Source organism: Halioxenophilus aromaticivorans (genome assembly GCF_042850945.1).
Taxonomy (GTDB): domain Bacteria; phylum Pseudomonadota; class Gammaproteobacteria; order Pseudomonadales; family Cellvibrionaceae; genus Halioxenophilus; species Halioxenophilus aromaticivorans.
In genome coordinates this window covers 1,041,904-1,056,218 of sequence record NZ_AP031496.1, presented here as the reverse complement: position 1 = coordinate 1,056,218, position 14,315 = coordinate 1,041,904, and the positions used below count along the sequence as shown (strand labels likewise).

Genomic DNA, 14,315 nt, shown 5'->3' with positions numbered 1-14,315 from the left:
TGTTAACACGTCTTGTTAACACGTCTTGTTAACACGGCTGTCTCACGAAGATGCATTGCTACTAAGATGCTACTAAGACACCCACTTCAACAAAGCCGATCTCCCTGCCTTCCGCTTCCCTACGGTTTCCTTATCAAGACACCCACACATTAAGTGTCTCGTTAACATGGGTGTCTCGTTAAGAGAGGGGTTCTAGTGGTCTTATTTCAGCCGTTGCTGTGACGTTTGACGATGGGTGGTTAAGCCTTTGCCAGTTCTTCACGCAGGGCGCCGATGGCGGCTTGGTAGTCGTCTTTGCCGAAGATGGCAGAGCCGGCCACGAAAGTGTCGGCGCCGGCTTCGGCCAGCGCGCGGATGTTATCTGCGGTTACGCCACCGTCGACTTGCAGGCGAATGTCACAGCCTGTGGCGTCGATAGCGGCACGGGCTTGCTTGACCTTATCCAACACGTAGGGGATAAACTTTTGACCGCCAAAGCCGGGGTTTACGGACATCAACAACAGCATGTCCAGCTGAGGTAGGATGGTTTTAATACTATCAATCTCGGTGGCGGGGTTTAGCACCAAGCCTGCTTTCACACCGGCATTTTTAATCAATTGAATGGAGCGGTCGACGTGCCGTGAGGCTTCCGGATGGAAGGTGATATAGCTGGCACCGGCCTCGGCAAACATACTGATCATGTCGTCCACGGGCTCAACCATCAGGTGCACGTCGATCGGCGCAGTCACACCGTGCTTGCGCAGCGCTTTGGCCACCATGGGGCCAACAGTCAGGTTGGGAACGTAGTGGTTGTCCATAACATCAAAATGCACCATGTCGGCACCAGCGGCCAACACCGCGTCCACTTCTTCGCCCAAACGAGCAAAATCTGCAGCTAAAATAGAGGGAGCAATGCAATAATCTGCCATAGTGTTACCTGTGCCTCGTAGGAATCTCGGTTTTGATGTGTGATGTGAATGCTTTTTTTAATGATTGGCTACCAATAGCAGGCAAGCCACTTGCGAGGGCGCGGATTGTAAACAAAGCCAGGCCCCTAGGGCAAAAACTTTGGCCAATATTTGTGCTCTGCTGGTTGGTCGCAGCCTTCCCCAGCAAGGCGCAAGAAGCCCCCAATCCAGACCAAACCGACGCTGGGGCCAGCGAAGAAACCGATCAGCCCGCCACACCCCTGCCCATAGAACGCATTGGCCTGCTGCCGGATCAAACACCGCAATGGCTGATTGACGCCGTCACTCGGGAGCACCCCAATACCCAGCCCCACCGCTTAATGGTTGCCGAGCACAATTACCTCGCTTTGCTGCAACCAAGCCAAAAACCCAACAACCGTGGGCTGGTGGTACTGCTGCCAGACCGCGGCCAGCATCCAGATTGGCCGCTGCAGATTCGGCCGTTGCGAAACGAGCTGTCAGAGAGTGGCTGGACAGTGCTGGCCATGGCCTTACCAGAGCCCAACCCACCGGCCATTCCAGCGCGGCCGGTACCAGCACCAGCGCCCACAACACCAGAAACCGAAGCTGAGGCAGACGACGGCGACCAAGAGCCAGCCGCAGAAGAAACCGAGGTCTCTGCACCGGATGCCGAGCAACCACAATCGCCCGCTCCGGCGCCAGCCCAACCGCCCACTGATCCAGAGCCAGCCCCAGAACCTGCCATACCGGCAGAAACCATTGTCGACCAACTCACCTTGCAGGCTTTTACCCTGGTGGAGGAGCCCTTGCGCAGGAACATTGTGTTGGTGGGGGTCGGAGATGGCGGCTACTGGGCTGCGCGTTGGGCAGAGCAACTCGCCGCCGAGATAAACTCGGAAGACGAAGAAACGCCTCGGATTACACTCAAGCTGGTGCTCATTGAAGCGCGCAACCAACTGCCCAGCCAAGCACAAACGCTGCCCAGCTTCCTGCAAGCCCCCATGCCGGTGTTGGACCTAATACCAGAACGCACTCAAAACCAACCCCAGCAACGGCGTTTGGCAGCGCAAAAAGCGGGTTACGGAGGGTACTTTCGGCAGCAGCATTACCACCCACCCACGGCGGCCTCAGACCAGGCGGATCGGCGTTTGGTTAACAGGGTGAAGGGGTTTATTCGCCGCTAAGCGCCTTAATCGGGTTATCGCAGATGCATGCGTAGTTGATCCAGCCGCTCGGGGGTGCCCACATCCAGCCAATGGCCGGAATGCACCTCACCACTGAGCCGACCCTGGGCAATGGCCCAATCGAACACTTCTTTCAGCCCAAAGCGCTCCCGCCGCTGGGGATAATGGGCGATTAGTTCTGGCCGCAGCAATGCAATGCCACTGTAGGTAAAGCTGGTGTCAGCGCCGGCACTGGGCACCAATAGGCCGTCAACTAAGGCGAAATCCCCGCCCGAGTTATGGCTTGGGTTTGGCACCAAAACCAAGTGCCCCAAGCATTGTTCGGGCAACATTTTATCCACCAACTGCGCCAGGTCGAAATCGCACCAAACATCGCCGTTGACAAGCACAAAGGGTCCATCACCTAGCAGCGGCAGGGCTCGGTTAATACCACCAGCGGTTTCCAACGGTTGAGGCTCTTCGGAATAGGCGATGGTAACATCGTAGTCTGCGCCGTGGCCCAGCCGCTCGATGATTTGTTGCCCCAAATATGCCACATTGATGATCACCTGTTGCAGGCCCGCGGCGCGGATGCGTTGCAACTGATGACCGATTAACGTATCGCTCACCACCGGCAGCAAGGGTTTGGGCGTATCCTGGGTCAAAGGCAGCATGCGCCTGCCCTCCCCGGCGGCCAATAACATGGCTTTAGTGACCGGCGATTGGCTCATATTTGCGCTGCTACCACCGGTTGATACCAACTTTGCGCCTCGACAACTGGCATAAGCTGTTGATCAAATAAATCGGCCAGTGGCTGTAGCGCACTGTACCGGCTTGCGCAGTCACGCACGTAGTGCACCACCAGCGGTAAATCCTGCAGATAGTTGGGTTTGTTATCGCGCAGCGCTAGGCGAGCAAAGATTCCCAACACCTTGATGTGGCGCTGCAACCCCGTCCAGTCAAACCAGCGCAAAAACGTGGCGTTATCTACCTCCGCAAGCAGCCCGGTGTCCTTGGCCAGCTCGGAGTAGCTCAGCGCCCAGCCTTCAACCTTGGCGCGAGGCCATTGCAGGTAACAGTCTTTTAGTAACGACACCACATCATAGGTAATCGGCCCCCACACGGCGCCCTGAAAATCAATCACCCCCAGGGGCAGGCCGGGCCGTTCTAGCAAGTTGCGAGAGTGGAAATCGCGGTGCACCAGCACCTGGGGTTGAGCCAACGCGTTGGCCACTAGCTGGTTGTAAATGGGCGCCAGGGTGTCGTGGCCCAGTTGCTCGTCCAAGCCCAGCAATTCACCCACAAACCAATGGTTAAATAGGTTCATCTCGCGCAGTAACATCTGCGGGCCATAGCTGGGCAAATCGATGTGGTAGGGTTGTTCTTGCTGTAAAGACAATAAGCTGATTAAGGCTTGGCCGTAGAGGCAATCGGCGTTGATGGGCTGTTGCTGCAAACTGCACCATAGCAGTTGATCGCCAAAATCCTCCACCAACAGATAGCCGCGCTCAAAGTCTGCGGCAAATACCTCCGGCGTGCATAAATGTCCTTTACGCAGGGCGATGGCCAAGGCCACAAACAACGGGTTGTTTTCCGACTCCGGCGGCGCCAACACCGCCAGCATTGGGCGCGGGCCGTTATCCACCCGCAGGTACTGACGAAACCCAGCATCGCCACTAAGTGCTGCCAGGGTGCAGGGCTCTGTAGCGCCCAGCGCTTGCAGCTGTTGGTTAACCCACTGGGTTAGATTGGTGTGCTGGGATGCATTCATAGACTGGCTAACAGTGTTATTAAAGTTTGCAATAGAGTACCACCAAAGACGCATAATGCGCCGAATTCAACAAACAAAACTGCAACTACGGCCCATACAAGCGGTGGATGTGCGTTTAATTTCGCGGCTTTGTGCTTCAGGCCTTCACCTGACAACGCCGTTTCCGTAGAATCTGCGCCTGCTTTAGCCAACGATTTTTGCCAACGGTATGCCCGATTCAAACCAGACTTCCACAGCTGCCGTACGGCCGATGTTTTCTCTGCGCGCCAGCCTGCGCACTGCCGTTATGGGCCTGACCCTGGTCACAGCTCCCGTCGGCTTAGTTGCGGAGACGGTGAATCGAGAACGCATCGATTGGCAACCCAAGGTCAACCTCACCGACGAGCAAATGCGTTCCGTCGGCCGCAACTGCACCGGGGCTTATTTTTACCCCACCCCCGCCGCCGGCGAATCCGACCTAGCCCCAAGCCAGGCCCCAATGCGCGCCAGCGCGGACCGCTCACGTGCCATCAACAGCAATCGCTTTATATTAGAAGGCAACGTACAAGCCCAACAGGGCCGGCAGTCCATTGAGGCCGACCGCCTCGAGGTAGACCGCAGTACCGGCACGGCTGAAATCTCTGGCAACATCGTTCTGCGCGACCCATCGGCCCGCGTCGCGGCAGAATCCGGCCATATTAACAACCAACGCGGCACCGCCGAGTTACATAATGTTGGCGTCGTGCTCTATCAGAACCAAATGCGTTCGGACGCCAGCCGCTTCAAAAAGCACACCGACGCCAGTATTCACCTCAGTAATGCCACGTTAACCACCTGCCCGCCGGGCACTGAGGACTGGGTAATCCAAGCCCAACATATTGATATCCGCGAAGATAACATTTGGGGAGTGGCCAAAAACCCGGTGTTTCGCTTTAAAAACGTGCCCTATATGTGGCTGCCGTTTATCACCTTCCCGGCCAGTGACGCGCGATTGTCTGGCTTCCTATGGCCAGGCATGGGCTTTAGTGACAACGGCGGCTTTGACTTGTCATTTCCTTTTTATTTCAACCTTGCCCCCAATTACGACCTAATGCTCAGCCCGCGTTACATTCACAACCGAGGCACCGGCGTAGAGGGCCAATTCCGCCATCTGTCTTCGCTATTTGCCAGCAGCGTGGATTTTGCTCTGTTAAACAACGACCGCGGCATTAACAACCAAAATGTCGATTATTTGGTGGACGCAGGTATCATCGAAGAAGGCGACAACAACCCCTTTATTGGCGAGGATCGCTGGTTACTCGGCATTCAAAGTAAGGGGGGTTCGGCCAATGACCAAAACACAGCTTGGTACACCGATGTCGACTTTACCAAGGTCAGCGACCAAAACTACTTTCGTGATCTCGACAACACTGCCATCGATGTTAATTACGACACCCACCTGTTGCGCCAGGGCACCTTTGGCTACCGCTGGGACAATTGGCAATCCAGTATCACTGCCCGGGCTTACCAAACCCTCGACTTCTACACGCAGCAGCCCTACCAAGAGCTGCCACGAATGAAATTAGACGGCTCCTACCTCTATCAGGGCCTGCTGACAGAGCTCAACCACGAGCTGGTGCGGTTTGATCAAAGCCAGAACTTTGACAACAACGATCGCAGCATCATTAAAGGCGCGCGCGCCCGGGCAGATTATAAAGTCAGCTATCCGCTGCAAAGCATTTGGGGATTCTTCACCCCGGCGGTGTACTTCAAACACCTCGGCTACCAGCTGGATGACTACAACCTCCTGCCCGAAGCAGACGCTCAGCAATCGTTTACTGCCTTACAAACCAGCCTGGACGGTGGCCTTTTCTTTGAGCGCGAAGGCACTATTTTCAAACGCAACTATCTGCAAACCTTTGAGCCCCGACTGTTTTATTTTTACAGCGATTACACCGACCAAAGTAGCCTGTTCAACCTTACCGCCGATGGCCAGGACGTGGATTTCGACTCCGCCGACATTACCATGAGCTACAACCAGCTGTTCCGTGATAGTCGCTTCTCCGGTGGCGACCGCATTGACGATGACAACCGCGTTTCTGTGGGCCTAACCACGCGCTTCATCGACAGCACCAGCGGCCGAGAGGTGGTGCGGGCCAGCCTGGGGCAAATCTACTACCTGCAGGATCGCCGCAACTTTGTGGCCCAGTACAACAACAATTACATTAGCGCCAGCAACCAATATACCGATGCACCACGCTCAGAGCTGGCCGCTGAACTGGCGTTTAACATTGGCTCCACCATCAGCTGGAACACCTCGGTGCTGTACGATGAGGGGCAACAGGTGATCAACGAAGGCCGCTCCAATCTGCAGTACCTAGACAACGACCACCGCCTGATCAACCTAGGTTTTAGCTATCGCCGCAAACCAGATACCACACTCAACGATGAAACCATCGAGCAACATACCCGCCAAAGCGATATTTCCATGATGCTGCCGGTATCCGACAAGGTGAATTTCATCGCCCGCAACCTGCACGATTTTACCTTCGAGCGGGAACTGGACAGCTTTGCCGGCCTCGAATACAACAGCTGTTGCTACCGCGCCCGCCTGGTATGGCGGCGCTGGGTCAGTAACGACCTATCCCGAGTTGTGGCCGACGACGATTTAAACTATAAACGCGGCTGGTTTCTGGATATCCAATTTAAAGGCTTTGGCAGTGGCACCGGTAAGTTCTATCAGTTAATGTCCGAAACCATTCCAGGCTACAGCCTCCGCGAGCAAGCAGTTTTCCCAGAGTAACAAAGCGTTATGAAACACAAACACCGCAATACTTCCTCACCACGCACCCAGCGCCGCATCGCCCGTCTTTGGCACGCCTTGGCCCTGCCCATCGCTTTTAGCTTGGCGCATTCGGTGGCGGCGAAAGTTCAGGATCTAGACCGCGTAGTCGCGGTGGTTGACGAAGACGTGGTGATGGCCAGTGAACTGGCCGGGCAACTTAAGCAGGTGAAAAAACAATTTACCGGCCGCAGCAATCTGCCACCGGAAGACGTGCTCAAAGAACAAGTGCTAGAGCATCTGGTGATGCAGCGGCTGCAAATGAGCCTGGCCGAGCGTATGGGGCTGGAGATCACCGATGCCGAGATCGACCAAACCATTGAGCGCATGCGGGCACAAAATAACCTTACGCCTGATCAATTTATGGCCCAGCTCGGCGCCGATGGCCTAAGCCTTGGCCAGCTACGCCAACAATTGCGCAACGAGCTTACCATTCAAAAAGTACAGCAGGCCCGGGTGTACTACCGAATTCAAATATCCGAGCAGGAAATCGACAACTTTTTAGCCTCAGAGGAAGGTAAATTTTGGTTGTCGCCCGAGTTCCAGTTGGGCCACATTCTGATCTCCTTTGAAGGCAATGGTCGCGGCGATGACCTGGACAACACCCGAGCCCGTGCCCAAGCGGTGTTTAACGAGCTTGAGGCCGGTGCAGATTTCCGCTCCCTGGCCGTGGCTCAGTCCGGCGGCCAAAATGCCCTGCAGGGCGGTGATCTCGGATGGCGCAAAGGCGTCGAGCTGCCCGAGCTATTCAGCGAAGAGTTGCAAGAGGCCAAGGTTGGCGACATCACCGAGCCCTTCAAAAGCGGCGCTGGCTTCCATATTTTGAAGGTTTACGATCGACGTGGCGCAGAGGAAACCGTAATACAACAAACCAAAGTACGCCATATTTTGTTAAAGCCTTCTGAGATTCTGACCGACGAAGAAGCCTACAACCGGCTAATGGAAATGCGTGATCAAGTCGAGGCTGGTGATGCTGACTTTGTCGAATTGGCCAAGGAGAATTCCGAAGACATCGGCTCCATGCTCAGCGGTGGCGATTTGGGCTGGTCCCTGCCCGGTAAGTTTGTGCCAGAGTTCGAACAGATCATGGGTAAAACAGAAGTCGGCGCCATAAGCATGCCGTTCCGCTCCCAATTTGGCTGGCACATACTGATGGTAGACGACCGCCGTGACCAAAACATGACCGACACCGTAGTCAGAAACCAAGCCGTTAATCTTCTGCGCAGCCGCAGGTTTAACGAAGAACTGGAAATTTGGCTCCAAGAACTACGCACCCAAGCCTATGTCGAAACGCGACTCCAGCAATAACCGCCCCTGGCTGGCCATCACCCCCGGTGAGCCCGCCGGCATTGGCCCAGATTTAATCGCCGATCTGCCTTTGGCCCAGGATGAAGCCGAGGCATCGCCCTCGGCCTGCGCCAATTTGGTGGTGATCGGCAATGCAGAGCTAATCCAGCAGCGTTGCCAAACCCTGGGCCGCGCCATCACCCTGGTGCCCTTCGACCCAGAAGACCCACAGCCCCACCTGCCCGGCCACGTGCAAGTGTGGGATCAACCCCTGGCGGCGGCGGTGAGCCCCGGCGTTACCAACCCAGAAAACGCCAGCTACGTCATCAACTGCCTAGACCGCGCTATTGAAGGCTGCCAATCCGGCTTGTTTGACGGCCTGATCACCGGCCCTGTGCACAAGGGCGTTATCAACCAAGCGGGCATGGCCTTTACCGGCCATACCGAATACCTGGCCCAGCAAACCGACACCGAACAGGTGGTGATGATGCTGGCCACCGAAGGCTTGCGAGTGGCCCTGGCCACCACCCACCTGCCCCTGCGCGACGTGCCCGACGCCATCACCCAAGCCTCACTCAGCAAAACCTTAACCATCGTCGATGCCGAGCTGCGCCGTAAATTCGGCATTCAACAGCCGCGCATTAAGGTGTGCGGGTTAAACCCCCACGCCGGCGAAGGCGGTTACCTGGGACGGGAAGAAATCGACGTTATCATTCCCGTGCTAGAGCATCTCAACGCCCAGGGGCTCAACCTAGACGGCCCACTACCGGCGGATACAACTTTCACCCCCAACCATCTGCCCGAAGCCGATGCCGTGGTGGCCATGTACCACGACCAGGGCCTGCCGGTGTTGAAACACATTGGCTTCCACCGGGCGGTCAATATCACCCTAGGCTTGCCAATTATCCGCACTTCGGTGGATCATGGTACGGCATTGAACATCGCCGGCAGTGGCCAAGCCCACCCCGGCGGCCTGTTTGAGGCCATTCGCCAAGCAGTGGCCATGGCTCGTACCTGCGCAAAATAGATCACCACACCCAGTTATGGCCACCCACAAGAAACGGCAGCAATGCCGTTTTATGACTCATTAGCACAGATAACCGACACACATTACATGCATAAAGCCCGCAAACGCTTCGGCCAAAACTTTCTCCGCGACCCAGGCGTTATTCAGCGCATCGTGGCTGCCGTAGCCGTTAAAGAAAACGACAACCTGGTTGAAATCGGCCCCGGCCAAGGCGCCATTACTGGTCTGCTACTGGAGCGCACAAAAACGCTCAACGTGGTGGAATTAGACCGCGATTTAATACCCATTTTGTTGGCACAATTTGCCAACCACAAAGGCTTTGCCATCCACCAGGCGGATGCACTGAAATTTGATTTCAGCCAATTCTTTGAGCCCGAGCGCCCCCTGCGCATTGTTGGCAATCTGCCCTATAACATTTCCACACCACTGATTTTTCACCTGCTGGCTCTGGGCAACCAGGTAAAAGACATGCACTTTATGCTGCAAAAAGAGGTGGTGGAGCGCATGGCTGCGGCACCCGGAGGTAAAAACTACGGCCGGCTGTCTATCATGACCCAATACCACTGCCAGGTTCTGCAGCTATTCAATGTGCCGCCGGAGTGCTTCACCCCTCAACCCAAGGTGGATTCTGCCATTGTGCGCCTGGTCCCCAGGGTTGAAATAAAATACCAAGCCAATGATGTCGCCATTCTCGACCAACTGGTCACCGCCGCCTTTGGCCAACGCCGGAAAACCCTGCGCAACGCGCTGAAGCAGTGGTGCAGCGCCGAAGAACTGGAACAGCAGGGCATCAACCCCACCGCCCGGGCGGAAACCATCGACCTAGAAGCCTTTGTGCGCTTAGCCAACTATTGCCAGCAACGCTAAACCCAGCGTAACCTTGGTGAAAGCCAAAGAAAAACAACTATCGCCCATCGCACAGAACCGACTCAATGACCACCGACATCGCCGTTAGCGTGAAAACGCACTACATTGCCGATCAATCCGACCCGACAGATCACCGCTTTGTGTACGCCTACACCATCACCATTCGCAACCAGAGCAACATCGCCACCAAACTGCTTAGCCGCCACTGGCTGATCACCAACGGTAACAACAATGTGCAAGAGGTACGCGGAGAAGGCGTCGTGGGTGAACAGCCCCACCTAGAGCCGGGCGAGGAATACACCTACACCAGCGGCGTGGTATTAGAGACCGAAATAGGCACCATGGAAGGCAGCTACCAAATGGTGACGGATAACGGCGACACCTTCGATGCTCAAGTGCCCACCTTCGCACTGGTGCCTCCCCACGCACTGCACTAAGATTTAACAATCATGACCACCTACGCCGTTGGCGACCTACAGGGTTGCCTAGACCCACTATTGTGTTTGCTCGACGAAGTCGACTTCAAACCCGGCCGCGACCGGCTGTGGCTGGTAGGCGACCTGGTAAACCGGGGCCCGCAATCCCTTGAGACCTTAGAATTCCTCTACCACAATCGCACCAGCATTACCGCCGTGCTCGGCAACCATGACCTACACCTACTGGCCCACGCCCACGGTTACCGAAAGGCCAGCCGAGGCGATACTCTAGCGCCGATTTTGGCATCCCCGCGCCGAGCGGAGCTGTTAGGTTGGTTAAGAACCCTGCCATTAGTGCACTGGGATGAAGCAATTGGCTACGGCATGGTGCACGCGGGCATTCCGCCTCAATGGAGCCTTAAGCAAGCACTCAAGCGCAGCGCCGAGGTATCCGCCGCATTGCAAGACGACTCGCGGCTTGAACAGTATCTAGCCAATATGTACGGCAACGAACCGAGACGCTGGGACGACAACCTAAAAGGCATGGAACGGCTGCGATTAATCACCAATTACTGCACTCGCATGCGCTTTTGCAGTGCACAGGGTGAGCTGGAGCTGAGCAACAAGGGCGACCCAAGGAACGGCCCGGAAGGCTACCGCCCCTGGTTTGAGTTCTACTTGGAAAACCCAAACAACCCACCGTTAATTTTTGGCCACTGGGCGGCACTGGATGGTGAAACTCGCAGCCAAAAAGTCATCGGCCTGGACACCGGCTGCGTGTGGGGCAACCGCATGACGCTGCTGTGCCTAGATGACGGCCGCCGCTGGCAATGCCACTGCTCAAGCGGCTAGGCATCGAAATGTAATAACAATGTCCATAAAAAAGCCCGGGCATAAACCCGGGCCAGATCGTTGATAAACCCCGGCTTTTTAGTCGGGGTTTTCTATTTTGGGAGTCTGCTCAGGCTGATTTACGGTTCTGCTAGATTTCGGGCTTGTAATGGCAGAGTCCCACTTCTGAGTCGCCTAGAGCCATTGAAGAGCCGATTTGGGGCTTTATTGACGGATAATCGAACATAAAATGGCCCTTTTAGGCCATTAGCGCAATCTTCTTCATATTTTGGGCAGCAGCGACCATTAAGCATTGTGCTTGAACCTTGCTCTGCCCTCTAAATCGCGCATAGCGATAATTATGTAACTGCTTGGCATCAGCAAAGCTTCGTTCGACGGTTTCTTTTCGGCGCGCGTAAATCTGTTTGCCTTCCTCCGTTAACCGATGCTCATTAACGCGCTCTTTGCTGTCTTCCCAAACATGTCGAGTTACCGTTTTTACCTTGTCACGGTTTTTGGTGCATCGGTCTAACGAAGGGCATTGTTTACAAAGATTTGGATCGGAGTGGTAACGTCGATAACCATCCCTACCTGTTGTGGCGTAAATAAGTTCTTGACCCTCTGGGCATCGATAAACGTCTTTCTTCTCGTCGTACTCATACTCTCTTTTATAGAAGTATCCTTTTTTATGAGTCGGTCGACGATACCCCATGACCGCGTAGATCTCCCGCTCTTCCAGGCCATGACACACCGCTGTTGTAAAGTAACCAGCGTCCAACCCAACCGCTTCAATATCGAACCCAAAGCGCTCAACTTGGCGATCCAGTCTCTGCAGATAAGGCACGGAATCGTGCTTATTTCCAGGGGTTACGTGAACATCGGTGATGATGTTACAACGGCTATCCACTGTGCGGTGATCAAGATAGAAGAAGCCTCGTGGCTTGTCGTCTCGAACCATATATCCGCTCTCAGGATCGGTGGTGCTCTGCTTAATCTCTTTCTCTTTGGGCGCCGCTGATTGCGGCGCTAAGGGCTTTTTTCCATGAGCGATTCTATCCTCTTCGATGGAATCATTGAGCGCTTCGAGGTAAGCCTGACGCTCTTCCTGCACCTTTACTTTTACATGCTTATTTTTGTTGGCATTGGCTTTGAGATGGGTGGAATCTGTGTAAAAGGTATGACCTCCCACCAGTTTTTTCTTCATCGCTTGCAACACAATCTGATCAAAGATCTGCTGATAGACATCAGATTCATTAAACCGTCGGATACGGTTTTGGCTGAGGGTGGATGGATCCGGCACTTTATCGGTCAGACTAAGACCCAGGAACCAACGATAGGCTACGTTCACTTGAACATCCCGAATCAATTGGCGTTCACTGCGAACCCCAAATAGGTAGCCAATGAACAGCAATTTGAACATCAGGGTTGGGTCTAGGGCGGGACGACCGTTGTTGTCGCAGTAAAACTCTTTTACCAAGTCGTGGATAAAACTGAAATCCACTTTGGCTTCGATCTTACGCAACAAGTGATCTTGAGGAACGAGCTCGTCGATACTGACAAACTCAAGCGATGACTGGGTTTGGGGGCGATCTTTAAGCATTCCCCATTAAAACAAAGCCCCAGCGCACGCGCTAGGGCTTTGTCAGCAGTCTGGCCCGGGCATAAACCCGGGCTTTTTTGTGCTTAACGCCAGCGCTTGCTTTGATACGCGAAGCGGCGGGCACGCTGCTTTAGCACGACGAGGAATTAATCACCAAACCCGTTGGGATTATTGGACTGCCAGCGCCAGGTATCCGCCACCATGGCTTCCACGCCCAACTCCACCTTCCAGCCCAATTCCGCCAGGGCTTTATCGGCGTCGGCGTAGAACTCGGCCAAGTCCCCTGCCCGCCGTGGCAGCACCCTGTAAGGGATTGGCTTACCACAGGCTTCTTCGTAGGCCTTTACCATTTCTAACACGCTCAAACCACGGCCAGCGCCCAGGTTGTATACCTGGCAACCACTGTCGCTGCCCAGCAGCTTGTTTAACGCCGCCAGGTGGCCCTTGGCCAAATCCACCACGTGGATATAGTCACGCACGCCAGTGCCGTCACGGGTGGGGTAATCATCGCCAAACACGCCTAGGAATTCGCGCTTACCTACGCTCACCTGGGCAATGTAAGGTAAAAGATTGTTGGGAATGCCGTTGGGATCTTCACCGATATCACCGCTGGGGTGGGCACCAATAGGGTTAAAGTAACGCAGCAGAGACACTCGCCACGCAGAGTTGGGTTTAGCACAAGTATCTTTGAGGATCTCTTCCACCATTAGCTTGGTGCGCCCATAGACGTTAGTTGCGCTGGTTGCCATGGATTCTTGGTAGGGCACAGGGGCATCAGCGCCGTACACTGTAGCGGAGGAACTGAACACAATATTAGTACAGCCGCACTCTTCCATTACCTCAAACAAGGCAACTGAACCGGATACGTTATTGTCGTAGTAAGCCAAGGGTTTTTCGGCAGATTCGCCCACCGCTTTTAAACCGGCAAAGTGAATCACCGCATCAACTGAATATTCGTTAAACAACTCCCGCAATAGATTTCTGTCTCGTATATCTCCTTCAACGAAAGAGATCGACTTTCCCGTAATTTTTTCCACCCGAGTGAGCGATTCGGACTTGCTGTTTTTCAGGTTGTCTAACACCACCAGCTCAAAGCCTGCTGCGAGCAGTTCTAAACAGGTGTGGCTGCCTATGTATCCGGCACCGCCGGTCACCAAAATCATTCCCATGATCAATTTCTTCCTATATTTAATTTGGTGTTTTACGATCTTTTTTATTGCGCTTTCGCAGTTTATGAACCAATAATAACTGTAATACTGAATTGATTACAGTCTGGCTAATCTCCTTTGAAAGACAACACAAAAAAAGAGATTGCCTTCGGGTAAAGCTATGAACTTCATGCCTTTTTACGGTTCTTAAACTTCATAGCCCGTTATATGCCACCAAGTGCGCCAAACATCGCAAACGAGCCCACTTGGCATCAAGCAAACTGCTTACGGCATTCCCCGCAAGGAGAACCCCAGCCAAACAAGAATCGCTACCTGCACCGGCGACAGTTACAAGTACAGAGTCTCACCTAAGTTTCACCGTTGAATCGGGCAGCTCAGGTGGAAACGTCAACTGGTTTTGGTCCGCACTGCCTTCTGGCACGTAAATTGTAAATCGTGCTATATCGGCCCCGCGCGCCAAGCAAACGCAAGAGGAT

At 54.5% G+C, this 14,315-nt stretch carries 12 protein-coding genes; 7 read left to right on the top strand and 5 right to left on the bottom strand.

The features are described 5' to 3' along the window. Nucleotides 1-239 precede the first annotated feature (239 nt). Nucleotides 240-908 carry a ribulose-phosphate 3-epimerase gene (gene rpe, locus ACGHM3_RS04620; RefSeq protein ID WP_345427794.1) on the bottom strand — a complete coding sequence of 223 codons (669 nt, stop codon included), beginning with the start codon at nucleotides 906-908 and terminating at the stop codon, nucleotides 240-242. Between the two features lie 152 nt (nucleotides 909-1,060). Here rpe and ACGHM3_RS04615 point away from each other — a divergent pair, with 152 nt between their 5' ends. After that, nucleotides 1,061-2,092 (top strand): DUF3530 family protein, encoded by a 1,032-nt coding sequence (locus ACGHM3_RS04615; protein WP_345427795.1) that lies wholly within the window; start codon nucleotides 1,061-1,063, stop codon nucleotides 2,090-2,092. A gap of 14 nt (nucleotides 2,093-2,106) precedes the next feature. Here the strand turns inward: ACGHM3_RS04615 and murU are convergent, their stop codons facing one another. Next, nucleotides 2,107-2,802: an N-acetylmuramate alpha-1-phosphate uridylyltransferase MurU gene (murU, locus tag ACGHM3_RS04610; RefSeq protein ID WP_345427796.1), complete on the bottom strand. Its 696-nt coding sequence runs from the start codon at nucleotides 2,800-2,802 to the stop codon at nucleotides 2,107-2,109. Then, entirely contained in the window at nucleotides 2,799-3,842 is a 1,044-nt protein-coding gene (locus tag ACGHM3_RS04605; protein ID WP_345427797.1) for a phosphotransferase, read from the bottom strand. The genes murU and ACGHM3_RS04605 overlap by 4 nt, the downstream gene beginning before the upstream one ends. Nucleotides 3,843-4,050: 208 nt before the next feature. Here ACGHM3_RS04605 and ACGHM3_RS04600 point away from each other — a divergent pair, with 208 nt between their 5' ends. The 6 genes from ACGHM3_RS04600 (at nucleotide 4,051) to ACGHM3_RS04575 (ending at nucleotide 11,091) form a co-directional block, all read left to right on the top strand. After that, nucleotides 4,051-6,603, top strand: a complete 2,553-nt coding sequence (locus ACGHM3_RS04600) for an LPS assembly protein LptD (RefSeq protein WP_345427798.1) — start codon at nucleotides 4,051-4,053, stop codon at nucleotides 6,601-6,603. 9 nt (nucleotides 6,604-6,612) lie between these two features. After that, on the top strand, nucleotides 6,613-7,950 hold the full coding sequence (locus ACGHM3_RS04595) for a peptidylprolyl isomerase (RefSeq protein WP_345427799.1): 1,338 nt from the start codon (nucleotides 6,613-6,615) through the stop codon (nucleotides 7,948-7,950). Further along, a complete protein-coding gene (pdxA, locus tag ACGHM3_RS04590) occupies nucleotides 7,925-8,956 on the top strand; it encodes a 4-hydroxythreonine-4-phosphate dehydrogenase PdxA (protein WP_345427800.1) in 1,032 nt (343 codons plus the stop codon). Before ACGHM3_RS04595 ends, pdxA begins: the two co-directional genes overlap by 26 nt. A 42-nt stretch (nucleotides 8,957-8,998) precedes the next feature. Next, entirely contained in the window at nucleotides 8,999-9,823 is an 825-nt protein-coding gene (gene rsmA / locus ACGHM3_RS04585; protein WP_345427801.1) for a 16S rRNA (adenine(1518)-N(6)/adenine(1519)-N(6))-dimethyltransferase RsmA, read from the top strand. Between the two features lie 65 nt (nucleotides 9,824-9,888). Beyond that, a complete protein-coding gene (gene apaG / locus ACGHM3_RS04580; protein WP_345427802.1) occupies nucleotides 9,889-10,260 on the top strand; it encodes a Co2+/Mg2+ efflux protein ApaG in 372 nt (123 codons plus the stop codon). A 12-nt stretch (nucleotides 10,261-10,272) separates the two neighbouring features. Next, entirely contained in the window at nucleotides 10,273-11,091 is an 819-nt protein-coding gene (locus tag ACGHM3_RS04575; RefSeq protein ID WP_345427803.1) for a symmetrical bis(5'-nucleosyl)-tetraphosphatase, read from the top strand. 238 nt (nucleotides 11,092-11,329) lie between these two features. Here the strand turns inward: ACGHM3_RS04575 and ACGHM3_RS04570 are convergent, their stop codons facing one another. Further along, complete coding sequence (locus tag ACGHM3_RS04570; protein WP_345426163.1) at nucleotides 11,330-12,670, bottom strand: IS1182 family transposase; 1,341 nt, start codon at nucleotides 12,668-12,670, stop codon at nucleotides 11,330-11,332. Nucleotides 12,671-12,816: 146 nt separating this feature from the next. After that, nucleotides 12,817-13,839: a UDP-glucose 4-epimerase GalE gene (gene galE, locus ACGHM3_RS04565; protein WP_345427454.1), complete on the bottom strand. Its 1,023-nt coding sequence runs from the start codon at nucleotides 13,837-13,839 to the stop codon at nucleotides 12,817-12,819. Nucleotides 13,840-14,315: the final 476 nt, after the last annotated feature.